23 protein-coding genes and 4 tRNA genes are annotated in these 25,996 nt (G+C 55.2%); 6 read left to right on the forward strand and 21 right to left on the reverse strand.

Translation table 11 applies throughout. From position 1 onward, the window contains the following. Nucleotides 1–15: 15 nt before the first annotated feature. On the reverse strand, nucleotides 16–894 hold the full coding sequence (pldA, locus tag AAGR08_RS17810; RefSeq protein ID WP_097095341.1) for a phospholipase A: 879 nt from the start codon (nucleotides 892–894) through the stop codon (nucleotides 16–18). A 165-nt stretch (nucleotides 895–1,059) separates the two neighbouring features. Between pldA and AAGR08_RS17815 the strand changes: the two genes are divergently transcribed. Together AAGR08_RS17815 and rarD are read left to right on the forward strand one after the other, a co-directional pair. Next, a complete protein-coding gene (locus AAGR08_RS17815; protein ID WP_097095342.1) occupies nucleotides 1,060–1,530 on the forward strand; it encodes a thioesterase family protein in 471 nt (156 codons plus the stop codon). A gap of 22 nt (nucleotides 1,531–1,552) precedes the next feature. After that, a complete protein-coding gene (gene rarD / locus AAGR08_RS17820) occupies nucleotides 1,553–2,452 on the forward strand; it encodes an EamA family transporter RarD (RefSeq protein WP_345827481.1) in 900 nt (299 codons plus the stop codon). Here rarD and AAGR08_RS17825 read toward each other — a convergent pair. From AAGR08_RS17825 to AAGR08_RS17865, 9 genes are all read right to left on the reverse strand, one after another. After that, nucleotides 2,423–3,475 carry an AbrB family transcriptional regulator gene (locus AAGR08_RS17825; protein WP_345827483.1) on the reverse strand — a complete coding sequence of 351 codons (1,053 nt, stop codon included), beginning with the start codon at nucleotides 3,473–3,475 and terminating at the stop codon, nucleotides 2,423–2,425. The two genes, rarD and AAGR08_RS17825, sit on opposite strands and share 30 nt — an antisense overlap. Before the next feature lie 177 nt (nucleotides 3,476–3,652). Beyond that, nucleotides 3,653–4,606, reverse strand: a complete 954-nt coding sequence (gene corA / locus AAGR08_RS17830; RefSeq protein WP_097095343.1) for a magnesium/cobalt transporter CorA — start codon at nucleotides 4,604–4,606, stop codon at nucleotides 3,653–3,655. Nucleotides 4,607–4,917: 311 nt separating this feature from the next. Continuing rightward, complete coding sequence (gene uvrD / locus AAGR08_RS17835) at nucleotides 4,918–7,080, reverse strand: DNA helicase II (RefSeq protein ID WP_097095344.1); 2,163 nt, start codon at nucleotides 7,078–7,080, stop codon at nucleotides 4,918–4,920. Between the two features lie 172 nt (nucleotides 7,081–7,252). Next, entirely contained in the window at nucleotides 7,253–7,969 is a 717-nt protein-coding gene (gene yigB, locus AAGR08_RS17840) for a 5-amino-6-(5-phospho-D-ribitylamino)uracil phosphatase YigB (protein WP_097095345.1), read from the reverse strand. Further along, on the reverse strand, nucleotides 7,969–8,877 hold the full coding sequence (xerC, locus tag AAGR08_RS17845) for a tyrosine recombinase XerC (RefSeq protein ID WP_097095346.1): 909 nt from the start codon (nucleotides 8,875–8,877) through the stop codon (nucleotides 7,969–7,971). Before xerC ends, yigB begins: the two co-directional genes overlap by 1 nt. Beyond that, nucleotides 8,874–9,578, reverse strand: a complete 705-nt coding sequence (locus AAGR08_RS17850; RefSeq protein ID WP_345827487.1) for a DUF484 domain-containing protein — start codon at nucleotides 9,576–9,578, stop codon at nucleotides 8,874–8,876. Before AAGR08_RS17850 ends, xerC begins: the two co-directional genes overlap by 4 nt. Further along, nucleotides 9,575–10,399, reverse strand: coding sequence for a diaminopimelate epimerase (gene dapF, locus AAGR08_RS17855; RefSeq protein WP_097097610.1), 825 nt, complete (start codon nucleotides 10,397–10,399; stop codon nucleotides 9,575–9,577). Before dapF ends, AAGR08_RS17850 begins: the two co-directional genes overlap by 4 nt. A 29-nt stretch (nucleotides 10,400–10,428) precedes the next feature. Next, a complete protein-coding gene (locus AAGR08_RS17860) occupies nucleotides 10,429–10,632 on the reverse strand; it encodes a lipoprotein (protein WP_097095348.1) in 204 nt (67 codons plus the stop codon). 134 nt (nucleotides 10,633–10,766) lie between these two features. Then, a complete protein-coding gene (locus AAGR08_RS17865) occupies nucleotides 10,767–13,328 on the reverse strand; it encodes a class I adenylate cyclase (RefSeq protein WP_345827491.1) in 2,562 nt (853 codons plus the stop codon). Between the two features lie 316 nt (nucleotides 13,329–13,644). Between AAGR08_RS17865 and hemC the strand changes: the two genes are divergently transcribed. The 4 genes from hemC to hemY are packed head-to-tail and all read left to right on the forward strand — an operon-like array spanning nucleotide 13,645 to nucleotide 17,676. Beyond that, on the forward strand, nucleotides 13,645–14,586 hold the full coding sequence (gene hemC / locus AAGR08_RS17870; protein ID WP_345827493.1) for a hydroxymethylbilane synthase: 942 nt from the start codon (nucleotides 13,645–13,647) through the stop codon (nucleotides 14,584–14,586). After that, on the forward strand, nucleotides 14,583–15,323 hold the full coding sequence (gene hemD / locus AAGR08_RS17875; protein ID WP_345827495.1) for a uroporphyrinogen-III synthase: 741 nt from the start codon (nucleotides 14,583–14,585) through the stop codon (nucleotides 15,321–15,323). Before hemC ends, hemD begins: the two co-directional genes overlap by 4 nt. A gap of 23 nt (nucleotides 15,324–15,346) precedes the next feature. Continuing rightward, entirely contained in the window at nucleotides 15,347–16,477 is a 1,131-nt protein-coding gene (hemX, locus tag AAGR08_RS17880) for a uroporphyrinogen-III C-methyltransferase (protein WP_345827497.1), read from the forward strand. Between the two features lie 2 nt (nucleotides 16,478–16,479). Beyond that, a complete protein-coding gene (hemY, locus tag AAGR08_RS17885) occupies nucleotides 16,480–17,676 on the forward strand; it encodes a protoheme IX biogenesis protein HemY (RefSeq protein WP_097095352.1) in 1,197 nt (398 codons plus the stop codon). 586 nt (nucleotides 17,677–18,262) lie between these two features. Here the strand turns inward: hemY and AAGR08_RS17890 are convergent. The 11 genes from AAGR08_RS17890 to rfbA all read right to left on the reverse strand — a co-directional run bounded on the left by AAGR08_RS17890 (nucleotide 18,263) and on the right by rfbA (nucleotide 25,990). Then, nucleotides 18,263–18,339, reverse strand: a tRNA-Pro gene (locus AAGR08_RS17890). Nucleotides 18,340–18,375: 36 nt separating this feature from the next. Continuing rightward, nucleotides 18,376–18,462, reverse strand: a tRNA-Leu gene (locus AAGR08_RS17895). A gap of 16 nt (nucleotides 18,463–18,478) precedes the next feature. Next, nucleotides 18,479–18,554, reverse strand: a tRNA-His gene (locus tag AAGR08_RS17900). 91 nt (nucleotides 18,555–18,645) lie between these two features. Continuing rightward, nucleotides 18,646–18,722: transfer RNA gene (locus AAGR08_RS17905), tRNA-Arg, on the reverse strand. Between the two features lie 159 nt (nucleotides 18,723–18,881). Then, nucleotides 18,882–19,616, reverse strand: a complete 735-nt coding sequence (wecG, locus tag AAGR08_RS17910) for a lipopolysaccharide N-acetylmannosaminouronosyltransferase (RefSeq protein ID WP_097095353.1) — start codon at nucleotides 19,614–19,616, stop codon at nucleotides 18,882–18,884. A gap of 29 nt (nucleotides 19,617–19,645) precedes the next feature. Beyond that, nucleotides 19,646–20,989, reverse strand: a complete 1,344-nt coding sequence (gene wzyE / locus AAGR08_RS17915) for an ECA oligosaccharide polymerase (RefSeq protein WP_097095354.1) — start codon at nucleotides 20,987–20,989, stop codon at nucleotides 19,646–19,648. Beyond that, nucleotides 20,986–22,056 carry a TDP-N-acetylfucosamine:lipid II N-acetylfucosaminyltransferase gene (locus AAGR08_RS17920; RefSeq protein WP_345827498.1) on the reverse strand — a complete coding sequence of 357 codons (1,071 nt, stop codon included), beginning with the start codon at nucleotides 22,054–22,056 and terminating at the stop codon, nucleotides 20,986–20,988. The genes wzyE and AAGR08_RS17920 overlap by 4 nt, the downstream gene beginning before the upstream one ends. Then, the gene (gene wzxE, locus AAGR08_RS17925; protein WP_345827500.1) at nucleotides 22,053–23,306 is read right to left on the reverse strand and encodes a lipid III flippase WzxE; all 1,254 of its coding nucleotides are present in this window, start codon (nucleotides 23,304–23,306) and stop codon (nucleotides 22,053–22,055) included. The genes AAGR08_RS17920 and wzxE overlap by 4 nt, the downstream gene beginning before the upstream one ends. Next, nucleotides 23,306–24,436 carry a dTDP-4-amino-4,6-dideoxygalactose transaminase gene (gene rffA, locus AAGR08_RS17930; RefSeq protein WP_345827502.1) on the reverse strand — a complete coding sequence of 377 codons (1,131 nt, stop codon included), beginning with the start codon at nucleotides 24,434–24,436 and terminating at the stop codon, nucleotides 23,306–23,308. Before rffA ends, wzxE begins: the two co-directional genes overlap by 1 nt. Continuing rightward, entirely contained in the window at nucleotides 24,433–25,131 is a 699-nt protein-coding gene (rffC, locus tag AAGR08_RS17935) for a dTDP-4-amino-4,6-dideoxy-D-galactose acyltransferase (protein ID WP_345827504.1), read from the reverse strand. Before rffC ends, rffA begins: the two co-directional genes overlap by 4 nt. Continuing rightward, nucleotides 25,109–25,990 (reverse strand): glucose-1-phosphate thymidylyltransferase RfbA, encoded by an 882-nt coding sequence (rfbA, locus tag AAGR08_RS17940; RefSeq protein WP_097095359.1) that lies wholly within the window; start codon nucleotides 25,988–25,990, stop codon nucleotides 25,109–25,111. The genes rffC and rfbA overlap by 23 nt, the downstream gene beginning before the upstream one ends. Nucleotides 25,991–25,996: the final 6 nt, after the last annotated feature.

The raw sequence follows: 25,996 nt of genomic DNA on the forward strand, positions 1-25,996 counted from the left end.
CTGTATTTTTGCTGGTTAGAACAGATCGTTGAGCGTCACGCCCACGCCAAGACGGGTCTGGCGATGGTTATAGTCGATCAAAGATTCACCATAACCGCTGAAGACCTGCGTGTAAAAGCGCACGTGTTCAGAGATTGGGTAGCTCCAGGCGAAGGTTGCGCCACCGAAGCCGCTGTTCCAGTTGTAGTTGCCTTCCACGCTGAAGATGCTGTCGCCCATCATGTAACCGAGCTTGGCGCGGTAGTAACCCATGTATTTAGTGATATCCGGATTATCGTCATTGCTTTCACTTTCCGGCAGACGATACCAGGGTTTGATCTCAGCAAGTAAATTGCCGTTCTCTGCCATTAAGCGGGCGTAAACGCGGTTCCAGCTGCGTGACGTCGGATCGCTGCGGCCATTCGACTCATGGTTCAGGCCCGTTTCCACATCGCGTAGCGTCCAGCCCGCGAAGGTGTAATCTGTCGCCCAGCCGAGGAAAATTTGCGGCTCATAGTTGGTTTCACGGAACGGTGATGAGGCGCCACGGTTAGAGAGCTGCCACCACGAACGCTGAGTATAGGACGCGGCGAGTACCGAATTATCGCCTAAAATGCCGCGCCACAGCGGAAACGCCAGACTGAGCTGGAATTTTACTTCATCATTTTTCGCTTTATTGGCCCAGTTATAGGAAGAGATGGCCTCTTTATTCATATCGCTGGTGTAGGTGTAAAGCAGGTAATTGTTTTCGTAAGGATAAAGCACGAACGGGTTATCGTGTTTTTCCAGCAGGTTAGCGATAATGCTGCCCTTCACTGCCGGTGCATCATGAACCTCTTTTATCGTGGCTTCTTCAGCCTGCGCCAGGGCAGGAAGGATCAATGCCGCTGCCAGCAAGGCGTAATGCTTACGCATAGAATTCTCCAGGGAACTGCGTGTCGTGATCGTCAATGGACGGTTCAAAAAGCAGGCCATTCTACACGCAAATCCAGCGGATGATCAGTGCCGATTTCTGAAACTGGAAAGCAGCGCGAACGCGGCATAATATACACAACTCTTTAACATTTTAAGGCAGGAACTATGTCATCCCCGTTGCTAACACAACAGGAAGCGCGCCGTCTGATTGGCGAAATATTTGTTTATCACATGCCTTTCAATCAGGCGCTGGGATTAGAGCTGGATCGGCTGGAAGCGGATTACGCTGAGCTCGGTTTTGCCAATAAAACCATGCTGGTGGGCAATGCGGCGCAGCAGATTCTGCACGGTGGCGTCATTGCCTCAGTGCTGGATGTTGCCGCCGGACTGGTGTGTGTCAGCTATGCGCTTACGCGTCAGGACAGCATTACCGAGGACGAACTGCGCCAGCGCTTGTCACGCATGGGCACCATTGATATGCGTGTCGATTATCTGCGTCCCGGCCGCGGCGAACGCTTTATCGCCACCAGCAGCCTGCTGCGCGGCGGTAATAAAGTCGCTGTGGCGCGCGTCGAATTACACAATCAGCAGGGCGATTACATCGCTACCGCTACCGCAACATATATGATTGGCTGATCGCCACTTTTTGGATGTGATGATGGATACGCAACAAACTCGCCAGGGTATTGGCTACGCGCTTGGCGCTTACTTTATTTGGGGCATCGCGCCGGCCTATTTCAAGCTGGTAAAAGAGGTCCCCGCCACCGAAATTATGACGCATCGCGTGATTTGGTCCGCGCTGTTTATGCTGGTACTGATCACTTTAACCCGCAATTGGCCCCAGGTGCGCAGCGTGCTTGCGCAACCGAAAAAAGTGCTGCTGCTCGCTCTCACCGCCGTGACCATTGGCGGCAACTGGCTGCTGTTTATCTGGGCGGTAAACAATCAGCATATGCTGGAAGCCAGCCTTGGTTACTTTATCAACCCGCTGATTAATGTGGTGTTTGGCATGCTATTCCTGCGTGAGCGCTTCCGTCGCTTGCAGTGGCTGGCGGTGTTGCTGGCGACAACCGGCGTGCTGGTGCAGCTGTGGCAATTCGGTTCGCTGCCGATTATCGGTCTGGGACTGGCGTTCAGTTTTGCCTTATATGGTTTAGTGCGTAAAAAGATTCAGGTGGATGCGCAAAGCGGCATGCTGATCGAGACGCTGTGGCTGTTTCCACTGGCGGCAATTTATCTGTTTGGCTTCGCTGACAGCGCCACCAGCCATCTCAGTGCGAACGCCATGAGCCTGAATCTCAAGCTTGTCGCGGCAGGCATTATCACCACTATTCCGCTGATGCTGTTTGCCGCAGCCTGCGCGCGTCTGCGTTTATCCACCGTTGGGTTCTTCCAGTATCTTGGCCCGACGCTGATGTTCCTGCTGGCGGTCATCTTCTACGGCGAGAACCTGACGCCGGACAAAATGGTGACCTTCGGCTTTATCTGGCTGGCTCTTGCCGTTTTCATTGTTGATGCAGTGGTATTTTCAGCGCGTACGCGCGTGCGCGTAGCGTGAAATAAAACGCGCCAGCGCCGGACCGGTAAGCAGGATGGTGAACAGACGAAGTGTCTGTAGTGCCATCACAAAAGCGATATCGACCCGCGTGCCCGCCGCAATAATCGCCACGGTATCCAGCCCGCCAGGGCTGGTTGCCAGGTATGCAGTCATCAGATCGACGTGCAGCACGCGCGTCAACATCCAGGCTAATCCGCCACACAACAGCATCAAACCAAAAATCGACACCAGCATTTGCGGCAGCGTGCGCAGCGCCAACAGGAAGATGGGGCGAGTAAAGCGTAATCCCACGCTCCAGCCAATCAGCGAATAGGCCAGCGCCAGCAACCACTCCGGCACCTGCAAGGTGGCCACATCGCTGCCGTGCAGTACCGCGCCAATCAGCGCCGGCAGCAGCAATGCCCCAGAAGGAATACGCAGCTTCTGACCGAGCCATGCACCGGCTACCATGACCACCAGCGTTAGCAGGAAACTGCTTTGCAGCGCGGGAAACCACACCAGATCCACGGTGCCGCCACTGGAACCTAATCCAATACGCGCCACCACCGCGGCTGCCGTGGCGACAAACAGCACGCGCAAATACTGCATAAAGGCGACTAACCGCACATCAGCACCGAAATCACCGGCCATCGCCACCATCGCCGAGGCGCCGCCGGGCGACGATCCCCATGCGCCGGTGGGTCCGGGCAAATGACTGAAGCGCACCAGCAGAAAACCCGATAGCCCGCTAGCTGCCAGGGTCAATACCAGCACCGCCAGTACCACCGGCCAATCCTGAATGAGCGGAGTGAGAATTCCCGGCGATAAGCTTTGGCCGATCATGCAGCCCAGCACCGCCTGTGCCAGCACAAAGAAACGTTTATCGATGCGGACGGTTGCGCCGGATAATCCCATGATGGTGCCGACGATCATCGGACCAAGCAGCAAGGCCGCAGGAAGGTGGAACAGCTGGAGTATAATCCCCAGTACTAACGATGCAATCAGCAGAAGGGTCCACTGAAGTCGCAGGGAGAAGCGCGCCATAAGGTGGAATCAGAAAGAAAACAGAACCAACAGGTTACGCAGAAATGGGGAACAGCGCTAGTTTATGGGCTAATGTTAATCGCTTAAGCGCTTTCCGGTCGCCATAAATGGCGACCCTACGTTTTCAGGAGCGATTTTGTAGGGTCGTCATTCATGACGACCGCGATATTCGGCAGGTTACAACCAGTTCTTACGCTTGAAATAGAGGTACGGCGCTAGCCCGGCGAGGATCATTAAAGTAATCGCCCCCGGATAACCAAAGCTCCATTTCAGTTCCGGCATAAACTCAAAGTTCATACCGTAGCTTGATGCCACCAGCGTTGGCGGCAGGAACACCACCGAAACCACCGAGAAGATCTTGATGATGCGGTTCTGCTCGATGTTGATGAAGCCCATCGCCGCCTGCATCAGGAAGTTCACCTTCTGGAACAGCGATTCGTTATGCGGCAGCAGTGATTCGATATCGCGCAGGATTTCACGCGCCTGCTCCAGCTGGTTGCTCGGCAGGCGCGCCTTGCGCACCAGGAAGTTGAGCGCGCGCTGGGTATCCATCAGGCACAAACGCACTTTCCAGCCGATATCTTCCAGCTCTGCCAAACGTGACAGCGCCTGATCGTACTCTTCGCCCTGCTGGCCTTCCATGATCACGCGGCTGAGTTTCTCCAGCGCGCTATAAATGTTCTCGATCTCATCCGCCAGCTGCTCGATTTTGGTTTCGAACAGATCCAGCAGCAGTTCATAGGCGTTGCCATCGGTCAGCGTCTGGTTACGCGCACGCATGCGGTAAAGGCGGAAGGCTGGCAATTCGCGCTCGCGCAGCGTGTAGAGGCGATCTTCACGGATGGTAAATGCCACAGTGGAGTTGCCCGCGTGGTCTTCCGCATCTTCAAAGAAGAAGAAGGAGTGAATGTGCAGGCCGTCTTCGTCTTCGAAGAAACGCGCCGAGGCTTCGATGTCTTCCAGCTCCGGACGCGTCGCCAGGCTTTGGCCGAGTTCACACTGCACGCGATCGCGTTCGCTGTCGTCGGGCTCGATCAAATCGACCCACACCGACGTGTTGAGTTTGTCGTTATCTTCTTCCAGCTCGATGCGCGTCAGGCGATTACGATCGAGTTTAAATGCGCTCAGCATAGCAATAACTCCCCATTTTTTTGGAATGGGACAAGGCGGTGAACCACTGTTTATAGCGGGCACGGCGAAGCCTGAACACGGAAACTTTCGCTTCAAGGGTAAATCAGTGCTAACTCATGCGACGAGAGTAAAAAAGGGAGGTCGCTGATAACCGCTAAGGCTACCAGCTAAAAGAGGTAACCTTAGGAGTTCCTGTTAAACAGGTGATTGAGCCAGCATCGACTGGGCGCGTCCAAGGCATTGTCCTCTCATGATAATAGTGCGCGCATGTTACGCTGAGACGAAAAAGTCGTCAAGGTAGCGCAACCGCGCTACACCGTTTCCAGACGGGCGTAAGCCGCCACCAGCCACTTAATGCCCTGGCCCTGAAACGCCACCTGCAGGCGGCTGTGTTCACCGCTGCCTTCGAGGTTGATAATGGTGCCTTCGCCAAACTTGGCGTGACGCACGCGCTGGCCGAGCGTGAAGCCGCTATCGTTTTGCGCAATCGGCGTGCCCATGCGCTGATGGCTAACTGGACGACTGACGCTGGCGCGCAAACGTACCTCTTCCACGCACTCCTCCGGCAGCTCGCCGATAAAACGTGAAGGGCGGTGATACACTTCCTTACCATAAAGGCGACGGCTTTCCGCGTAGGTTAGCGTGAGCTTCACCATCGCGCGCGTCACGCCAACGTAAGCCAGACGACGCTCCTCTTCCAAACGCCCGCCTTCATCCAGCGACATCTGGCTCGGGAACATGCCCTCTTCCATGCCGACGATAAACACCTGGCTGAACTCCAGACCTTTCGCCGAGTGCATGGTCATCAGCTGCACCGCGTCCTGCCACTTGTCGGCCTGACCTTCGCCCGCTTCCAGCGCCGCATGTGACAAGAACGCCTGCAGCGGCATCAAATCTTCGTCTTCATCCTGATAGCTGAACTGGCGCGTGGCCGTTACCAGTTCCTCAAGGTTTTCGATACGCGCCTGGCCTTTCTCACCCTTCTCCTGCTCGTACATTACCCACAAACCGGAGTCTTTGATCACCCGATCGGTTTGCACATGCAGCGGCATTTCGGCGGTTTCGGTGGCCAGTGAATCCACCAGTTCGCAGAAGCGTTGCAGCGCCGATGCGGCGCGGCCGGCTAACGCTTTGTTCTGTAATAGCTCGCGCGTTGCCTGCCACATTGTCAGTTGCTGTTCGCGCGCGGTCTGGCGCACCACGTCCAGCGTGCGATCGCCCACGCCGCGCACCGGCGTATTCACCACACGTTCAAACGCCGCATCGTCATTGCGATTGGCCATCAAACGCAGATAGGCCAGCGCGTCTTTGATCTCCTGACGTTCGAAGAAGCGCATGCCGCCATAAATACGGTACGGCATGCTGCCTTGCAGCAGCGCCTCTTCCAGCACGCGTGATTGGGCGTTGCTGCGGTAGAGAATGGCGCAATCCTGCAGCGCGTTGCCGTTCTCATGCCAGCTCTTGATGCGATTCACCACGAAACGCGCTTCGTCTAACTCGTTGAATGCGCAGTAGAGCGAAATCTTTTCGCCGTCGCTGCCGTCAGTCCACAGCTCTTTGCCGAGGCGGCCATTGTTATTGGCAATCAGCGTGTTCGCGGCTTTCAGAATGTTGTTGGTCGAGCGATAGTTCTGCTCCAGACGGATGGTTTCTGCGCCAGGGAAGTCCTGCAGGAAGCGCTGGATGTTCTCTACCTGCGCACCGCGCCAGCCGTAAATCGACTGATCGTCATCGCCGACGATGATCACGCGGCCAGTGTCGCCCGCCAGCATGCGAATCCACGCGTACTGAATGTTGTTGGTATCCTGGAATTCATCCACCAGCACGTTACTGAAACGCTCGCGGTAATGGTTCAGGATGTGCGGCTTGTTAAGCCACAATTCGTGGGCGCGCAGCAGCAGCTCGGCGAAATCCACTAACCCGGCGCGATCGCAGGCTTCCTGATACGCCTGATAGATACGCAGCCAGGTTTGCTCCACCGGATTGCCGTAGCTTTCGATATGTTTTGGCCGCAGACCTTCATCTTTTTTGCCGTTGATGTACCACATGCCCTGACGCGCAGGCCACTGTTTCTCATCAAGGTTCATGGCTTTGATCAAGCGTTTGAGCAGGCGCAGCTGATCGTCGCTGTCGAGAATCTGGAAATCCTGCGGCAGACCGGCATCAAGATGATGCGCGCGCAGTAAACGGTGCGCCAGGCCGTGGAAGGTACCAATCCACATGCCGCCCTGGCTGGTGCCGATCAGCTGATCGATACGGTGGCGCATCTCCGCTGCCGCTTTGTTGGTAAAGGTCACCGCCATAATCGAATAGGGTGAACAATTCTCTACCGACAGCAGCCAGGCGATGCGATGTACCAGCACACGGGTTTTGCCACTGCCTGCTCCGGCCAGCACCAGCAGGTTGCTACGCGGTGCGGCGACCGCCTCGCGCTGTTTGTCATTCAAGCCGTCAAGCAGTTCAGAAACGTCCATAAGCACCGTTTTAAGAATTGAGATACATATCCAAAATCATTCGGCTTGCCGCAAGGCGGCAAGTGTGTGAATCCCCGGGAGTTTACATAAGTAAATGACCGGGGTGAGCACGCGCAGCCAACGCAGCGTCAAGTCGAATGATGATGGATACGACTGGATAAATTTACAGCTATTATAGCAGCGAGGTCAGAGATGCCAACCGATCAATTTCAACGTGCGGCAGCAAACGCGCATCATCAATTTTCATCAGATTGCCTGCGCGCAGGTTAATCCAGCAGGCTTGCATGCCGGCACGCAGCGAACCGGCGACATCGGTGGTGAGATCGTCTCCCACATGCAGAATGTGCTCAGGCGCGATGTTCAAACGCTGCGCCGCGAGGTGATACATGTCCTGCCACGGCTTAGCGCGGCCGTGCGGACCGGCTCGCAGCGCGAACTGGAAGTAGTGATCGATGCCGAGCTTTTCCGGACAGGCATTGCCGTTAGTGATCGCCACCAGCGGTACGCGCTCGCCCAGCCACGTCAACGTTTGATGCGTCTCGTCAGGCATAGCGACTTCGCTGCGCCAGTGATGGAATACGCTCATCACTTCGCTGGCACCGGTGGTTGCTTCCGTTGCAGATAAACCCACATTGAGCAGCGCCAGCTCCACCGAGCGGCGACGCCATTCAGACACGTCGTGATAAATCTCCGGCTCGCGCGCCAGCAACTCATTACGCAGCGCCTGATAATCCGCCTGGGTAAACTCGCGCAGCGCCGGATGGTAGGCCTGCAAGGCGGCGTGCGATTCGGCCGTGGTTTTGCGGATCACTGGATGGTTGTCGTACAGCGTGTCGTCGAGATCAAAGGTGATCGCTTTGATCGGGCCGAGCGGACGATAAAACTTCATTAAGACTTTCCTCGTTTGGCACGCGGATGGGCCGCATCGTAAACCGTCGCCAGATGCTGGAAATCCAGATGGGTATAGATTTGCGTGGTCGCCAGATTGGCGTGGCCAAGCAGCTCCTGCACCGCGCGCAAATCGCCGCTCGATTCCAGCAGGTGCGTGGCAAAAGAGTGGCGCAGTTTATGCGGATGAATATGGCTGGCAACGCCCTGCTTAATGCCCCATTCGGCAAAGCGCTTCTGCACGTTGCGCGTCGAGATCCGGCTGCCGCGACTGGAGACAAACAGCGCATCATCCTGCGGCGCAAAACTCGCGCGCAGCGGCAGCCAGTGCTGAATCCACGTCACCGCCGTGCCACCAATCGGCACCCGGCGCTCTTTGCTGCCTTTACCCAGCACCCGCACTTCGCCGGCTTCCAAATCCATATGGCGACAGTCAATATTCACCAGCTCTGACAAACGCAACCCGCCGCCGTACATGGTTTCCAGCATCGCGCGGTCGCGCACCGCCAGCGGATCGTTAAGGTCGATCTCCAGCAGCTGGTTTACTTCATCAACGTCCATGTTCTTCGGAAGATGGCGTGCGTTACGCGGCGTGGAAATCCCTTTGGCGGGATTGGCGGTCAACATGCCCTGATGAACTTGCCAGTCGAGAAAGCTGCGCAGCGCCGACATGCGCAATGCCAGACTGCTAGGCCCCAAACCGCCGCGACGGCTGCGTGCCGCCAGGGTGCGCACCTGCGCGGGTTCGAGCTGCGCCCAACTGGTCAACTTCATGTCATCGGCCATGTCGATAATGGCCTGCAACTGCCGTTGGTAATTCTTTTGCGTCAGCGGACTGAGCTGGCGTTCAACTTTCAGATAACGCAGAAAGTCATCCACGGCTGGCAGCAGCGGACTGACGCTACTCATGCGCGTTCAATCCAGCGCGACAGCAGATCCGGCAGCATTTGCGCCAGATGCTGTAGCAGCAGCGTGCCCATGCCCGCCTGATAATGCTGGTTATCGCGGCTGGTAAACATCAGCACGCCGAGCTCGCCGTGCTCACCCATCAGCGACATCGCCACCGAACCAATCGCTTTGGCCTGCGGCAACAGCAGTAATAGCTCCGGACCATTCAGACTGCCGAGATAGTGCTGATTGTCGCCAAAGCGCTGAATACGCAGCGGCTCAAACGCCTGACGGGACAACCCGAGTTGGGTGAAATCTGAGGGGGCGCCAATGTGCCACTTGTCGTTGAACACGCGTACATGTGCGCCCGCCAGGCCCAGCTCGCGTGCCCAGCGATGCAAACGCGTCAGCATCTCTTGCAGGCTGTCTGCCGCGGCAAGATGGCCTTGCAGCGTCAGCAGACGATCAAACAGCTGATGGTTGGCCGTGGCCTGCTCCATCAGCAGCGTGATCTCCTCTTCCAACTGCTGGATGTGGTTGCGCTGTCGCGCCATATGCCACTCCACCAGCGAAACGCTGCCGCGTACCGGATGCGGCACCATCATCTGTTCGACCTGGCGTGCATTGCGAATAAAGAAATCGGGGTTGTGACGCAGAAATGCGCTTACCGATTGATCGTCCAGCAAAACCTCGCTTTCGGTCTGCTCTTCGACATTTTTCATAGATGAATAAACCCATCGTAGACGTGTGTGGCGGGACCGGTCATAAACAGCGGCTGCCCTTCCCCTTTCCAGGCGATATGCAGCGTTCCGCCAGGCAGATCGACGCGCACATTCTCGGCCAAAATACCTTGTTGAATGCCGCAGGCAACCGCCGCACAGGCGCCGCTACCGCACGCCTGCGTTTCACCCGCGCCGCGTTCATACACGCGCAGACGGATGTGCTCGCGATGAATCACTTCCATAAAGCCGACATTAACGCGTTCGGGAAAACGCTCATGGCTTTCCAGCTCCGGGCCCAGCGTTTCCACCTGCGCGGTTTTCACGCTTTCCACCTGAATCACACAGTGTGGATTGCCCATCGACACCGCACCAAACATCACGGTTTGTTCGGCAACGCGTTGTAAATAAAGGTTCTCAGCTTTATTTGCGCGTAACGGCACGCTTTGCGGTTCGAAATTAGGTTGCCCCATATTCACACGCACCAGCTCATCGTTGGTAACGCTAAGCACCATGCGACCGGTTTGCGTACTGACGCGGATGTCGCTTTTGTTGGTCAATCCTTTCAGGCGCACAAAGCGGGCAAAACAGCGCGCGCCGTTGCCACACTGCGCGACTTCGCTGCCATCGGCGTTGAAAATGCGGTAGTGGAAATCGAGATCCGGATCGTAAGGTGGCTCGACGATCAGCAGCTGATCGAAACCGATCCCCAGATGTCTGTCCGCCAGGCGGCGAATCAGTTCCGGCGAAAAAAAGACGTTTTGCGTCACGGCATCCACAACCATAAAGTCGTTGCCGAGACCGTGCATTTTTGAGAACTGCATTTTCTGCTCCGCCGGATTACTCATAGAGTTTAGTTTGCCTGCGAACCAGGCTTGCTGGTGACCAGGCCACCCACATCAGCATCCTGAGAAGCTTTCTGCTGCTGCTCGGTGACCTGCTGATGAGGCTTGTTGGGTTGATCTTTTGGCGGGAAATACAACGGTCCTTTCAGGCCACAGCCTACCAGGCTAACCAGTGCCAGCGCCATACCCAGCTGACTTATCGCTCGTATCATTCTGTCTGCTCTTCTGTCCTTAAGCCATGGTTGCTTATCATCGCAGTTGACGTTGTAAAAGCAACAGGAAATAGCCGCAATTCCAGCAGCAGGTCAGAGTTAGAGCGTATCCCACCGCGCGAACGCGGGCGGGATCAATGCATTTGGTAACGCGGCTGGAAATCGCCGTTATCGTTATCAGGCTGCGTAGCGCAGAGCTGCGTTAACGTTTGGCTGCGGAACGGAATCACCTGGAATCGCTCACCCGTGTTCACAATTTGGTAGAACTGCGGCAAGTTAAAGTTGATAAAGCTTGAGCCGTAGGTAAAGCGATCGTGGGATGAAGAGTAGAAACGGCTCACGTCACGCACCAGCTCTTCTTTACTGCCTTCGCAGTGATGATAAACCTCAACGCGATTGGTTTCGTCGAGGATATAGATATTGAAGCCGCGATCGTCTGTGGTGTCTTCAAAGAAGAACTGAATGATGCCCTCGCTGGCATAGCCGTTTACCACCGGCGGCAGCGGCGTCTGATTCGATTCCACTTTGATCGACAAACCGTGCAGCTTGTTATTGGAAATCGCACCATAGAATTCAACGGCGTTTTCCAGCTTCTGCACGGAGACGCTCATCCGTTCAAAGAATAAGCCCCAGGTTTGGCCCGCCATGCGTAACGCTTTGAAGCGGCCAGGTTCCTGACGCGTGCTGGATAAACGCAGCTCAATACATTCTGAAACCAGCTGCTGCACGCGAGTGCGGATTAAGCCGCGCAGATGCTGGCTGTAGCAGAACACTTCTACCGTATCCGGCGGTGCCGCATCCTGATGCATTTTACCGAGGATGGTTTTCAGCGCTTCAATCATCGCCTGCTCGCCGCTGAAGTGCAGCGTGCGCACTTCATTCCACGAGTTGCGATACAGCAGATCGATACTGCCAATCAGGCATTGCTGCTGCTGACCAAAGCTGAATACGTCCAGCTTACGGAAATCAAAATGCACCACCTGATTGCGGAATGCCGAGGTGGGATCGTGTTCCAGATTGACGATAATCGCCAGGTGACGGATTTCACACGGGCTATAGAGTGCTTTCGGCGTGGGTGCCGGCACGCGCAGCGGGAAGTGGCTCGACACGTCATTGACCAGCTCCTGCAGACGTGGCAAATCGCACAGATCGTTGCCTTTCATATGCAGGCGCGTTTTGCTGGTGAGTAAACCGTTGAACCACGCCCACGCCACCAGCTTGTTCAGGTAGCGGTTATATTCCAGCGGCTGATGGCTGATGATGGAACTCATGTCGGGGGCCTGGTTATACAGATACCATCCAGCACGATTCGCGCGGCCCGCCGGGACATGAATAAAGGTGAGATTTTCTTCCGAGAGATCCGGCGAGATCTGGGGGTTCACCAGCGTCACCTTACCCGGCAACGCCTCAAATGCGGCATACAGTTTACGCGTCAGCACGCCGATATCCTGCGGGCTGGCACTGACGCTTAAATTGTTACGGCGCGCAAAGCGGATCAGGTTGCGATAACTTTGCATCATCGCATCCAGCAACTCATTGTGCGCTTCGCGTACCCGTTCGATTTTCCACTCTGCGCGGTTATCCAGTACCGCTAACTTCTCTTCATCCCAGCCCCACTCTTTCACCAGCTGCGAAAGGATCTCGCGACGCCAGCCCGTGCGCTGATGATGATGATCTTCGCTGGAGAGCTTTTCACACACTTTTAAGTAGAAACATCGACGCACTAAATCGAGGCGCGCCATGTCATCAACGCTGGTGAGGTAGCGCGTTACGCGCTCCAGCATCATGCAATAGGGATCAAGACCGAAGCAGACAATTTCGCCATCGTGCAGGCGCTGTTTGATATCCATTGAAAGCAATTGCGTGTTGGGATATTCCCAACTGTAGGCTTCCAGCAGTAGGGTTTTCAGCACCGCTTTATACGGCGAATCGATACTTTTATACAGCTGCCACAAGCTGGCACCGAAGTACTCTTCCGCCGACAGCGTGCCAAGGCCGCCGAGATCCAGCCACTCATTCGGCGTGAGCACGCCCTGAGAATAGAGTGACATGACGTAATCGTCGTAATGGTGTTCTTCTTCGCCCGGCACCATGTTCCACAGGATGCGTTTACCGGCCATCCGCACCGCGGTGCGATAGAACTCATCCAGCAGCAAAATATGTTGGGTGGAACCGCAGTCTTCACCGCCAAGACTGCCGCTTTCGTTATGGCGGAAACGGTTCTCATCAATCAGGAAGAAGCTCACTTCCACACCCATTGACACACACCATTTCTGCAACAGCGTACACTTGCGCTGCAGATTGAGGCGCTCTTCATTATCCAGCCAGGATTGATGGCATACCCAGATGTCGAGATCGGAGATGCTGTTTTGCCCCACGGACGAGGTACTGCCCATGGAGTAAATCCCGGTGATCGGACGTTCGCCTTTCACGCTGCTGCTGAGGTCAAGCGGCTGGCCGCTCGCTAAATTTTGCAGCAGCTGCTGCTGATTTTCATCGGGCGTGTAGAAGCAAACGCCATGCGGAACGCTACCTTCGAGGTAGCCCGGCATCAGCGGATGATGGTAGTGCAATAATGTTGGCAGCAGACTGTAGACTTGCTGGAAAGCAGGTCCCATGGCAGCCAGTGCACGATCAACGCGCAGCTGGTTAATAGCATCCAGTCTCTGTTTCAGTGTCTCAATGTAGAGGTACAAGACGTTTCGCCTGATTGTCCCAGTGTTAAGCACCCTGTTTCCAACGCCTGCCGCTTAATAATAAAGATATTGGGCAAATTATTGCTGGAAACGTGATCAATCTAACACCTGGAGGATTGACCGTAAAGAAAGTTGCGCTACTTAACAGTTTAGCATGTTCCGACTCTAGCCCGGCTTTTTTCAGACTCCAACCTCAATTTCAAACCGCGTAAATACGGCCACAATTGACATCGCGTCCTTTACAAGACCGTTGAAACTGACAGCATTCCCCTATCAATGATAGGATATTCGATGAACGATCAAAATGGTTAACAGCATGTTAAACAAAATTTTCAGAATTGCTACCAGACAAAGTCCTCTTGCTTTATGGCAGGCACAATATGTCCAACAGCGCCTGATGGCCGCCCATCCGGGGTTGCAAGTTGAGCTACTGCCGATGGTCACGAAAGGTGATGTCATTCTTGATACGCCGCTGGCAAAAGTGGGTGGCAAAGGCCTGTTTGTCAAAGAGCTGGAGTTGGCAATGCTGGACGGCCGTGCCGATCTTGCCGTGCATTCAATGAAGGATGTGCCGGTCGATTTTCCGCAAGGCTTGGGTCTGGTGACCATTTGCGAGCGCGAAGATCCGCGTGATGCTTTCGTCTCCAATCATTACAACAGCGTTGATGAACTGCCCCACGGCGCGGTGGTGGGCACATCCAGCCTGCGTCGCCAGTGCCAACTCAGCGCGCGTCGTCCCGATTTAGTCATTCGCTCGCTGCGTGGCAATGTGGGTACGCGTCTCGGAAAACTTGATGCCGGTGAATATGATGCCATCATCCTGGCCGCCGCAGGATTGAAACGTTTGGGTCTGGAAGATCGCATTCGCCAGGCCATGCCGGCAGAGATTTCTCTGCCAGCCGTTGGCCAGGGCGCGGTCGGCATCGAATGCCGTATTGATGATGAGCAATTGATTACGCTACTGCAGGCGTTGAATCATGACGAGACCTCAGTGTGCGTACGTGCTGAACGTGCCATGAACACGCGGCTGGAAGGTGGTTGTCAGGTGCCTATCGGCAGCTTCGCGGTGCTGGAAGACGACGCGCTCTGGCTGCGCGGTTTAGTTGGATCGCCCGATGGCAAGCAAATGGTGGTGGGCGAGCGTCGTGGACCGCGCGATCAAGCGGAAAAAATGGGCATTTCCCTGGCCGAGGAGTTATTGGATGGCGGCGCCCGCGACATTCTGCGCGAAGTCTATCAGGGACATCCTCCCGCATGACCATCCTTGTGACCCGTCCGGAACCGGCAGCCAGTGAACTGGTCTCGCGTTTGCGAAACCTGGGGAAACTGGCGTGGAGCCTACCGCTGATTGAATTCACGCCGGGTCGCGATCTTGTTCATTTACCGCAACAACTTGCCGCACTGCAAGCGGGCGATCTGGTGTTTCTGCTGTCGCAGCAGGTGGTGACCTTCGCCCAGCCAGCTTTACAACTTAGCGCGACAACATGGCCTTCTGCGCTCAGCTATTATGCTATCGGACGCAGCACGGCTTTGGCTTTGCATACCGTCAGTAATCTGAAAGTAGACTATCCTCATGCGCGGGAGACCAGTGAGGAGCTGGTGCGCCTGAATCGTCTGCAGCAGGTAACAGGCAAACGCGCGCTAATACTGCGCGGCAGCCCGGGCCGCGAATTACTGGCAGAAACGCTGATTGAACGCGGCGCGGAAGTACAATATTGCGAGTGTTATCAGCGCTGTGAAAAGCACTATAACGGCGCGACTGAAGGCCGACGCTGGCGCGATCGAGGCATTACAACGCTGGTGGTAACCAGCGGCGAAATGTTACAACAACTGTTTTCGCTGTTTTCGCCGATTGACCGGCGGGAATGGTTACTGCACTGTCGGCTTGTTGTCGTCAGTGAACGTTTGGCTACGCAAGCCGCTGAATTAGGCTGGCAGGACATAGATGTAGCCGATGGTGCCGATAACGATGCGCTGCTGCGCGCGTTACGCTGAACTTAACAATGGGATGAGCCATAATGACGGAACAAAAAGCCTCCTCCGCCATGGTTGAAGAAACCACCCCAGCGGACAATTCTCCCTCTCCAGCTACTCAGCCACCTCGCGATAAAAAAAGCGATGGCAAAGTGCTGAGTGCGGTGGCGATTGTCATTGCGCTGGCGATTGGGGCGGGACTTTACCTCAATGGGAAACACCAGGCCGATTTACAGGCTCAAACTAACCAGAATCTGAGTGAGCAGCTGAGCGCCTTGCAGCAGCAACTGGGCAGCGATAAACAGCAGCTAACGCAACAGCTGGATAGCGCCAACAGTGCCCTGCAGGAAACACGTACCCAGCAGGACAACAGCGCCAAAGAGCTGGAAACCCTGCGTGATAAAGTCGCCACTATTTCCGGCAATGACACGCGCACCTGGCTACTGGCTCAGGCAGATTACCTCGTCAAGCTGGCCGGCCGTAAGTTGTGGAGCGATCAGGATGTCACCACCGCGGCGGCATTGCTGAAAAGTGCAGATACCAGCCTGGCAGACATGAACGATCCCAGCGTCATGAACGTGCGCCGCGCGCTGACGCAGGATATCAGCTCACTCTCTGCCGTGAGTCAGATTGACTATGACGGCACCATCCTCAAGCTTAATCAGCTGTCGAACGGCGTGGATAATCTGCGATTGGCCGACAATGACAGCGATGATTCACCCATGGATGCCGACGGCGGTGAGCTCTCCAGTTCACTGCTCGAGTGGCGCCAGAACCTGGTGAAAAGCTGGCATAATTTTATGGATGATTTCATCACCATCCGTCGCCGTGATAACACTGCACAGCCGCTGCTGGCGCCGAATCAGGACGTTTATCTGCGTGAAAACATCCGTTCGCGCCTGCTCATTGCAGCGCAAGCCGTGCCGCGTCATCAGGATGAAATTTACAAGCAGTCTATCGATGCGGTATCGACCTGGGTTCGAGCCTGGTATGACACCAATGATGCCGCGACCAAAGCTTTCCTTACGCAACTGGATGAACTGAGCCAGCAGAGCATTTCGATGGATGTACCGGATACGCTGGAAAGTCAGCCGCTGTTGGAAAAACTGATGCAAACTCGCGTGCGTAATTTGCTGGCCCAACCATCGGCTGCCGCTGATCAACAGGGAGGCTAAGCATGCTGAAAGTATTGGTGCTTTTCCTGCTGCTAATGGCGGGCATCGTGGTTGGACCGATGGTGGCAGGCCATCAGGGCTACGTGCTGATTCAAACCGACAACTGGAATATCGAAACCAGCGTAACCGGGCTGGCGATTATTTTAATCCTCAGCCTGCTGGTGATTTTGCTGGTCGAATGGATTTTGCGTCGCCTGCTACGCACCGGCGCACGCACACGCGGTTGGTTCACCGGTCGTAAACGTCGCAGCGCGCAGCGCCACACGCAAAGTGCACTGATGAAACTGGCTGAAGGCGATTATAAGCAGGCCGAAAAGTTGTTATCGAAGAACGCCGATCACGCCGTTCAGCCGGTGGCTAACTATTTACTCGCTGCCGAAGCCGCACAGCAACGTGGTGATGAGGTACGCGCCAATCAGCATCTGGAGCGTGCCGCAGAGTTATCGGAGAACGATACGATTCCCGTCGAAATTACCCGCGTACGTCTGCAACTGGCGCGCAACGAAGATCACGCTGCGCGTCATGGTGTAGATCGTCTGCTGGAAGTGGCACCGCGCCATCCGGAAGTATTACGCCTGGCAGAGCAAGCTTATATTCGCACCGGCGCGTGGAGCGCGCTGCTCGATATTCTGCCTTCGATGCAAAAAGTGCAGATCAATGATGAAGCACAGCGCGAGGCCCTTCAGCAGCAAGCCTGGCTGGGCCTGATGAATCAGGCGATGGCCGATCAGGGCAGCGACGGCTTGAAGAAATGGTGGCAAAACCAGAGCCGCAAAACGCGTCAGGAAACCGCTTTGCAGGTGGCAATGGCAGAACATCTGATTGAATGTGACGACCCCGATACTGCGCAAAGCATCGTGCTGGAAGGTCTGAAGCGTCAATATGACGATCGTCTGGTGCTGCTAATGCCGCGAATTAAAAGCGGCGATCCGCAAGCTCTGGAAAAAGCGCTGCGTCAGCAGATTAAACAGCACGGCGCGACACCTCTACTGCACAGCACGCTTGGCCAGATGCTGATGCGTCATGGTGAATGGCAGCAGGCGGCAGAAGCCTTCCAGCAGGCGCTGGCACAGCGTCCAGATGCCTTTGATTATGCCTGGCTGGCCGATGTTTACGATCGTCTGCACCGCCCGGAAGACGCAGCCAAAATGCGCCGCGAAGGTCTGTTACTTACGCTGAAGACTAATCCCAGCGCCTGATTTTTACGTTTGTTACTTTTGTGCACGCCGGGCTTGTCCCGGCTTTTTTTTGCCTGCTGCAAATTGCAGATAAAAAAACACCTGCCATAAGCAGGTGTAAGATCAGGTCGTTCAGACAACTGATGGCATCCGACTCAACGTAATGTCCTTCTTACTGCAGTAAAGCGTGCGCAATGACTGCCAGGCTGGACAACGGATGCCGTAAGGGGCTCTGCATCATTCCCAGGTTTATGTAGCATTAGCAAACATAAGAGGTGGAATGAGCATCTACAGCAATATTATTGCACATGGCGTGCCAAAGTTGCAGGTACCAGAATAAGTTATTTTATTTCAATAAGATAAAAATAAGGGTTTGACGCTGTCTGATATCACTGTCGGGAATTCACTGCATCCAACCCGAAAGATGTCTCTGCAAAGCGACAAGCTATGCAAGCAAATGTCATATCCAATAAAAACAGAGGGTTAAATGTAGCCTAATAGCGACAATGTGCAGAAATAGGCGCACGGACAAGGTTGAGGAAGAAGAGTGAAAGGGCAAATGTGTAAAACGAAAAAAGCCTGCTTTTTCAAGCAGGCTTTTCGAATATGGTCGGCGAGAGAGGATTCGAACCTCCGACCCACTGGTCCCAAACCAGTTGCGCTACCAAGCTGCGCTACTCGCCGATTTTTTACTTCTTAACGCTACTGCGTAATTTTGCCTGGTGCGAAGGGAGGGACTTGAACCCTCACGTCCGTAAGAACACTAACACCTGAAGCTAGCGCGTCTACCAATTCCGCCACCATCGCGTGTCCGAGCAAAATCTGGGGTGGCTAATGGGACTCGAACCCACGACAACTGGAATCACAATCCAGGGCTCTACCAACTGAGCTATAGCCACCATAATTCTGGTGCGTAAGCGTGTTACGCTTACGTAAATTCACTGCATAACGCGGTTAACCAACCACCGAAGCTCTTGCGCACAAATTAAATGGCGCGCCCGACAGGATTCGAACCTGAGACCTCTGCCTCCGGAGGGCAGCGCTCTATCCAGCTGAGCTACGGGCGCGTAGCGCCGTTGCGGATGGGCATACTACGGGCTTGACCTCACACTGTCCAGCCCTTTTTTATAAAAAAAACGCGTTTGATTACGCTTTGTGCATTCCATCGATAATTACTGCACTTTTAGTTGCTTACCCTCTCCTTTTTGCTGGAAAAACCAGCAATATCAGAGATCGCCACGCCAATGGTAGCGTAGATATTTCAGCAACTTTAACTGGCGGCGCAAACGTGAAGGCTGACGGATTAAACGATAAAGCCATTCCAGGCCTGATTTTTGCCACCAAACGGGAGCACGTTTGACGTGCCCGGTGAACACATCATACGTGCCGCCCACGCCCATATAGAGCGCGTGTGGCCAATGTGCACGGCAATCGCGCATGAGCAGCTCCTGACGCGGCGAACCCTGCGCCACCGTGACAATCTGCGCGCCGCTAGCGGCAATACGCGCAAACAGCGACTCACGATCTTCTGGCGCAAAATAACCATTCTGGCTGCCGACGATGTTCACATTCCACTGCCGACGCAGCTTCTCGCAGGTTTCCTCTAGCACCGTCTGACGGCCACCAATCAGAAACACCGGAATGTCGTTGCGGCCCGCTTGCTCCATCAATGCTTCCCAGAGATCCGCACCTGCGATGCGATTGACCTGTAGTTGAGGATATTTCTTACGCAGAGAGCGGACAACGCTGATGCCATCAGGATATTTGAATTCAGCCTCCGCAATCAGCGTGCGCAATTGCGCATCCTCTTCCAGGGTGAGCATCTTTTCGGCATTCATCGCAATCAGCGTGCCGCTGCGCGGTTTGCCATCGGGCAGCAAAAATTGCAGAAAGCTCGCCATATCATTGAAGGCGTGAAGATCGACGCCGCGCAGGCGATAGCGCGGTTTATCGGTTTCCATGGTATGAATTTTCCCGTTGTGCCCAGACGTTAAGAGGGACTGTGTAAAACCGGCTCGCTGCGCGGACGAATCAGCCCCGCGCGCGCCAACAGCCAGTAAAGCAATTTAGCCACCCACATACAGGCAGCAAAAATCAGACAAAAGAACACCACGCGTGAGCCGAAGGCATCCAGCCCTTCGCGCGCCAACACGATCATATTAAATACCGCGCCAAAGCAAAAACTCTGCAAAATCGCGCCACTGTAACGGTTGCTGGCATCGCGCCCATAGCGATACAGGTTATCAAACCCTTTCATTAGCAAACCAACCGCAACGGCGCCAAACGGGATAAACCACACGCCACCCATCACCAGCAGCGATCCAAGCAGCGTGGGTGAAATCGCTAAACCTGAATGGTTATTCAGCACTTCCCAGGTAAAGTAGTTGGCGCTGTTCAGAATCATTGATGGGCGTCCAGGCCACATCCAACTGGGGATGAACACATAGAAATCACGCCAAATGGGTGCCAATCCCTGAAAATCGATTTTGTCGTAGTTTTGCAGTAATAGCGCCAGGTTTTCCCACGGAGAGAAAGTATCGCGCGTCAGATAGAGGAAGGTGTAAAACGCCTCATCGCCGACCACGTCAAGGTTGTAGCGACGCAATGCCAGCCAGAACATGCCGCCAATCGCCATCACGCCCGCACCCACCAGCATCCACAAGGTGATCCAGCCACGCGTAATGCCGATGAACAGGAATAACGCGAAGGCGATAATGATATTGGCGCGCGTGCCACCCACCAGCGCGTAAGTCAGCAGACCAAATGCCACCGACACCAGCAAAAACCACAGCCACTGGCGCTGGGTAGGTTTTAGGAAGTAGCGAATCAACATCGCCGGAATGAAGAAGTAGAAGAAGCGTTTGAGCGCCACGCCAGAGACTTCACTGGAGAAAATCTGGTTGTACGCGGAGAGCCGGAACAGCAGCAGACCGTTGTGCAAAAAGAAAACCGTCACGGTACCTATCGCTACCAGCGCCAGCAGCAGACACGTCAGATTGGTTTCAACCCGATTCATCTGTAGCCAGGGTTTCCGCACCGGTGCATTGGCTGGCCGCAGCCGCACTTTGTAGCTGACGTAATAGATGGCATAAAAACTGGTCGCAGCCAGCAGCGCCTGCAACAGATATTCTGGCGGCACCACCGCAACGTTAAAGCGGAACACCAGCACGCTGGTTAGCGGAAAACCGAAATAAAATGTCAGCAAAAACAGAATGGTGAAGAACAGGTGGAAGTTGAAACGCACCCGTTTAAACTCTCGCCAGGTCAGGGTCAGGATGAACCCCAGCGAAAACAGATAAACCACCAGCAGACCGCAAAACTGCATCAGGCTCATGTTCTCTCCCCTTCACTCAAGCTCAGCGCATGGCGCCAGCCTGCCAGATAGCCCGGAGCAAAAAAGGCAATCGATGATTTATCACATTGCGCCAGTTGTCGTTGCGCTTCGGCTACGCTGGCAGCATCCAGCGCATCTTCGCTAAACAGCACCGGCAAGCCTTGTTCACTCAAATCGCGCCAGAACGGATTTTTACGGTTCAGCACGAAGGGAATATTGGCCTTAATCAGCAGGCAAAGCGTGCCGATCCCCTGCTGACGTTCGAACATAAAATAGCCGAGCTGACAGCGGCTAAGCAATCCCAGATAGACGTCAAAGTCGATCTTGTCACGCAGCAAGGTGACCTGCCCCGCAGGGAACAGGCGCTGTGCGGCGGCAGCAATCTCATCAATATAACGGTGATTGTTCTCGGGATAACCGAGCGGTACCACCACCTTGACCTGCTCACCAAACTGCGCGCGAATCGCCTCTAAGCCTGCGATATGACGATTGCTGCGATCGCCTGAATTACCGAGCAGAATGGTGAACGCAGCGGATTCCATCGCTGCGGGTACGGCAGCGTCCGGCATGCGCGTTGGAAAATAGAGCAGTGAGGTCGGTACGCGCGGATGGCGCTGCTGGAAATGGTGTAAATCACCGCGCGTGGCAAATACCTGCGACACGCAGCTCTGCGCCCATCGGCGTAGCAGATAAAAAAGCTGATACTTAAGGCCTCGCCCCTCTTCGTAAAGATCTGCGCCCCATACGTGCCAGAATGCCTGCCGGCGACGCAGCCTGCCGCTCAGTAATGCTAGCCAAATACTGGGATTGAACTGGCCGTGGAAGAAGAAGCGCTGCGCGCGATTAGCGGCGCGCGCGATAACGGCCTGCGCCAGCGCACGCTTGTTGGCAAAAGTTTCGATGTGCAGTGCTGAATAGGCTTGCAGCGTTTCTGGCGCGCGGGTCACCACCATAAATTGACGCGGCGCATCTGCAGGCATCTCCGTGCTTATCACATCATTAAAGAAGCGCAGCACCGTATGATTGTGGTGCGGGATATCCGATCCCAATACGTGAAATAGCGTCATTTTTTCCGGCAATAAATTATGAAGGCACCACAGCAAAGGGCGAAATAGAGTATGTAGGTGGCCATATAGGCCTGTGCGGCTCCGGCACTACCGTGCAGCGGAATTAGCCAGCGGGAGAAACCGGTTAACAGCGCGAACTGACTCAGTTCGGTCAGAATATAAAAGCGCAGCGACGCTTTGGCGATCACCAGGTATCCGAAAACATAGGCACCTACTTTAAAGACGTCACCGCACAACTGCCAGACAAAAAGGTCACGCATGGCGGTGAACTGCGCTGAGAACAGTAGCCAGATAGCGACATCGCGCAGCAGCCATACGCAGAAGCTTGCTACGGCCACGGCAGGCATGACAAAGCGCAGCGCGCGGCCAATTTCCCGGGCGATTTGCGGTTTCTGCTCCAGCCGCGCCAGCGTCGGCAGCAGCCAAACGCTAAAGGTGGCAGTGATAAATTGCAGATAAGCATCGGAAATGCTGGTGACACCCTGCCATAAACCGACCTGCGCCCAACCTTGCTGTTCTGCCAATAGATTTCGCATCATCACCCACGCCACCGGCAAGGTGAGCGAGGTCATCAACGCCATTAGCGTAAACTTTGCCAGATTGCGTGCCAAATCCGGCTGCCACGTTGGCTTAAGCCAGCTCAACGGCAATACGTCGCGATGGCGACGCAGCATGATCAGGGCAGGAAACACAACCAGCGCCGGCACCAGCGCCAACCCCACCAGCGCACCGGCATAACCGCCCAGCCACCAGCACATGACATAGCCGATCACGCCTATCAGGCTTCCCGCGATCAGCGCCAGCGCATTACCGCGTGCATCACGAAAACCTTTCAACAGCGCTAACGTCAAATTAGCCCAGGCAATACCCAGCTGCAGAAAAGCGACAATCCGCACCACGTTCTCGTATTCAGCATGGCCAAACAGTGCTGTGCTGATCGGCTGCGCCGCCAGTAAAAACACCAGTGCCAGCAGTGTTGAAAAGCCGAGAACAATCGAAGATGCCGTACCCGTTACGGCACGCAACATCTGCGGCTGTTGCTGATGCTGCGCCACCAGCGTGGTAATGCCGTTGAAGATACCTGCACCTGCCAGCACACCAAGTACGGTAATGAGCTGGCGGAAGTTACCGGCCTGCCCAATACCTTCCGGCCCAAAGCTCACCGCCAGCAATTTCACCACCAGCAAGCCAGCCACGATTTTTACCAGCGTGGATGAAGCGGTCCAGACTGAGGCTTTGGCTAACGACATCAGGCAAAGAAACTCAGCAGCGAACTGATCACCGTGCGCTGGTTGTTATCCGACAGGTTGTAGAACAGCGGCAGGCGCAACAGGCGCTCACTTTCACGCGTGGTAAACACATCCGCACCGTGGAAACGGCCAAAGCGCTCGCCCGCCGGTGCTGAATGCAGCGGGATGTAATGGAATACCGTGAGGATTTCCGCCTCTTTCATCCAGTTGATTAGCGCCTGACGATCGTCGCTGTCGCGCAGCTTGATATAGAACATGTGCGCGTTGTGGCGGCAATCTTTTGGCACCACCGGCAGTTCGATGCGGCCCGCTGCTGCCAGCGGTTGCAACGCATCGTAGTAGCACTGCCACAGGTGCAGACGCTGCTGATTGATCTGCTCCGCCGCTTCCAGCTGCGCCCACAGATAAGCGGCTTGCAGATCTGCCATCAGATAGCTGGAGCCAATATCGCGCCAGGTATACTTATCCACCTGCCCGCGGAAAAACTGGCTGCGGTTAGTGCCTTTTTCACGAATGATCTCGGCACGCTCTACCAGCCTCGCCTCATTGATCAGCGTTGCGCCGCCTTCGCCGCCTGCGGTGTAATTTTTGGTTTCGTGGAAGCTGAAGCAACCAATATGACCAATAGTGCCGAGCGCGCGCCCTTTGTATTGGGACATCACGCCCTGCGCGGCATCTTCAATTACGTACAGTTTATGCTTCGCCGCCAGCGCCATGATGGTATCCATCTCGCAGGCGACACCGGCGTAATGCACCGGCACGATAGCGCGGGTTTTCGGCGTGATCGCTGCTTCAATTAACGTTTCATCGATATTGAGCGTATCGGGACGTACATCAACAAACACAATGACCGCGCCGCGCAGCACAAAAGCGTTAGCGGTGGAGACAAAGGTGTAGCTCGGCATGATCACTTCGTCGCCGGGCTGGATATCAATCAGCAGCGCCGCCATCTCCAGCGACGCGGTGCAGGATGGCGTCAGCAGCACTTTGTTGCTGCCAAAATGCTGCTCCATCCACTGCTGACAGCGTCGGGTAAAACCGCCGTCGCCGCACAGTTTGCCGCTGGCCATGGCCGACTGCATATATTCAACTTCACTGCCGACAATCGGCGGCGCATTAAAGGGGATCATGGGACCTTCCTGTAGAACCAGTAAGCGGTGCTTTCCAGCCGCGCACCGCTGCGTAAATAAAGGCGCATCGCCGTAAGATTGCTGAGTTGGGTAGCAACACGCAAATGCGCCAGCTGGCGCACGCGGCCCCAGTCAGCGGCAGCGAGCAGTAAACGCTGGCCCACGCCACATCCTTGCGCACCAGGCAGTACCGCCAGCAGACCGATACGCATATCACCGTCCACTTCCCGCATGGAGACGAAACCTTGCAATGCGCCCTGTTCATCGCAAGCGACCAGGCATTGATGGTCGAAAGTACCGCGCACGGCATTTTCAATCCACTGCGCATAGAAACGCCCGCTGTCTGCAGGCTCAAACCACGGCGCACGGAAGCGACTCTGGCTAAATGCCTGCGCAGCCGCATCACGCAGTGCCGGGATTTGTGCTTCACGCGCGATCCGCACGCCGGGTTGCCGCTCAGTATTTTTGATAGCGATCGTCAGATCGGCTTCGCCTTCAACCAGCTGAAAGCCCTGCTCGCTCAAGGCATCGATCGCCTCAACACGATCTGCGGGCACTTTGACTTGCCAAAGCGTATAGGGCTGGGTTAACGCTTCAGACAGCGGCAGATCGCCCTCCAGCTCCAGGCGGGCGCTGTTCTGGCCGAAGAAATCGTTTTCCCAGTGAAGGGGATTAATATTGACGCGGACGGGCATGATGAACATCCAGCAAATACTGGCCGTAGCCGGTTTTAGTCAGCGCCTGGGCTGCAGCCAGCAGCTGGGCGTCGCTTAGCCAGCCATTGCGCCATGCGATCTCTTCCAGGCAGGCGATTTTAAAACCCTGACGCTTTTCCACCGTCTGCACAAACATACTCGCCTCAATCAGGCTATCGTGCGTGCCGGTATCCAGCCAGGCAAAACCACGACCCAGCAGCTCTACGGAGAGTTCGCCCTGATCGAGATACATTTGGTTAATCGCGGTAATTTCTAACTCACCCCGGGCGGAAGGCTTAACCTGTTTAGCAAACTCCACCACGCGATTGTCGTAAAAATAGAGGCCGGTTACCGCCCAGCGCGATTTCGGCTGCTGCGGTTTTTCCTCAATTGAAAGCGCGTTGAAGTCGTCATCAAACTCCACCACGCCAAAACGCTCGGGATCCATTACCTGATAGGCGAAAACGGTGGCGCCGCTGCTGCGCGCCGCCACTTTCTTCAGTTTTGGACTGAAACCCTGACCGAAATAAAGGTTGTCGCCCAGCACCAGACAACAGTGATCATCACCGATAAAGGATTCACCAATGATAAACGCCTGCGCCAGGCCATCGGGGGTAGGTTGTTCGGCATAGGCTAGCTGTATGCCAAACTCACTGCCATCGCCCAGCAATCGTTCAAAGTGGGCGCGATCTTCCGGCGTGGTAATGATCAGGATTTCACGGATCCCGGCCAACATCAGCACCGAAAGTGGATAGTAAATCATCGGCTTGTCATACACCGGCAACAGCTGCTTTGAGATGGCACGGGTAATCGGATGCAAACGCGTGCCCGAACCTCCGGCTAAAATGATGCCTTTCATCGCTGC

Source organism: Pantoea sp. BRR-3P, from assembly GCF_039621635.1.
Taxonomy (GTDB): domain Bacteria; phylum Pseudomonadota; class Gammaproteobacteria; order Enterobacterales; family Enterobacteriaceae; genus Pantoea; species Pantoea floridensis.

Excerpts from the sequence above, each read along its gene's own strand:
- rffA (WP_345827502.1), bottom strand. The coding sequence starts at position 24,436 with ATGATCCCCTTTAATGCGCCGCCGATTGTCGGCAGTGAAGTTGAATAT.
- hemX (WP_345827497.1), top strand. The coding sequence starts at position 15,347 with ATGACGGAACAAAAAGCCTCCTCCGCCATGGTTGAAGAAACCACCCCA.
- AAGR08_RS17920 (WP_345827498.1), bottom strand. The coding sequence starts at position 22,056 with ATGACGCTATTTCACGTATTGGGATCGGATATCCCGCACCACAATCAT.
- AAGR08_RS17850 (WP_345827487.1), bottom strand. The coding sequence starts at position 9,578 with ATGAAAAATGTCGAAGAGCAGACCGAAAGCGAGGTTTTGCTGGACGAT.
- wzyE (WP_097095354.1), bottom strand. The coding sequence starts at position 20,989 with ATGAGCCTGATGCAGTTTTGCGGTCTGCTGGTGGTTTATCTGTTTTCG.
- corA (WP_097095343.1), bottom strand. The coding sequence starts at position 4,606 with ATGCTGAGCGCATTTAAACTCGATCGTAATCGCCTGACGCGCATCGAG.
- hemC (WP_345827493.1), top strand. The coding sequence starts at position 13,645 with ATGTTAAACAAAATTTTCAGAATTGCTACCAGACAAAGTCCTCTTGCT.
- uvrD (WP_097095344.1), bottom strand. The coding sequence starts at position 7,080 with ATGGACGTTTCTGAACTGCTTGACGGCTTGAATGACAAACAGCGCGAG.
- hemY (WP_097095352.1), top strand. The coding sequence starts at position 16,480 with ATGCTGAAAGTATTGGTGCTTTTCCTGCTGCTAATGGCGGGCATCGTG.
- yigB (WP_097095345.1), bottom strand. The coding sequence starts at position 7,969 with ATGAAGTTTTATCGTCCGCTCGGCCCGATCAAAGCGATCACCTTTGAT.
- hemD (WP_345827495.1), top strand. The coding sequence starts at position 14,583 with ATGACCATCCTTGTGACCCGTCCGGAACCGGCAGCCAGTGAACTGGTC.
- AAGR08_RS17825 (WP_345827483.1), bottom strand. The coding sequence starts at position 3,475 with ATGGCGCGCTTCTCCCTGCGACTTCAGTGGACCCTTCTGCTGATTGCA.
- pldA (WP_097095341.1), bottom strand. The coding sequence starts at position 894 with ATGCGTAAGCATTACGCCTTGCTGGCAGCGGCATTGATCCTTCCTGCC.
- rfbA (WP_097095359.1), bottom strand. The coding sequence starts at position 25,990 with ATGAAAGGCATCATTTTAGCCGGAGGTTCGGGCACGCGTTTGCATCCG.
- wzxE (WP_345827500.1), bottom strand. The coding sequence starts at position 23,306 with ATGTCGTTAGCCAAAGCCTCAGTCTGGACCGCTTCATCCACGCTGGTA.
- rarD (WP_345827481.1), top strand. The coding sequence starts at position 1,553 with ATGGATACGCAACAAACTCGCCAGGGTATTGGCTACGCGCTTGGCGCT.
- wecG (WP_097095353.1), bottom strand. The coding sequence starts at position 19,616 with ATGGAAACCGATAAACCGCGCTATCGCCTGCGCGGCGTCGATCTTCAC.
- xerC (WP_097095346.1), bottom strand. The coding sequence starts at position 8,877 with ATGAGTAGCGTCAGTCCGCTGCTGCCAGCCGTGGATGACTTTCTGCGT.
- AAGR08_RS17815 (WP_097095342.1), top strand. The coding sequence starts at position 1,060 with ATGTCATCCCCGTTGCTAACACAACAGGAAGCGCGCCGTCTGATTGGC.
- dapF (WP_097097610.1), bottom strand. The coding sequence starts at position 10,399 with ATGCAGTTCTCAAAAATGCACGGTCTCGGCAACGACTTTATGGTTGTG.
- rffC (WP_345827504.1), bottom strand. The coding sequence starts at position 25,131 with ATGCCCGTCCGCGTCAATATTAATCCCCTTCACTGGGAAAACGATTTC.
- AAGR08_RS17860 (WP_097095348.1), bottom strand. The coding sequence starts at position 10,632 with ATGATACGAGCGATAAGTCAGCTGGGTATGGCGCTGGCACTGGTTAGC.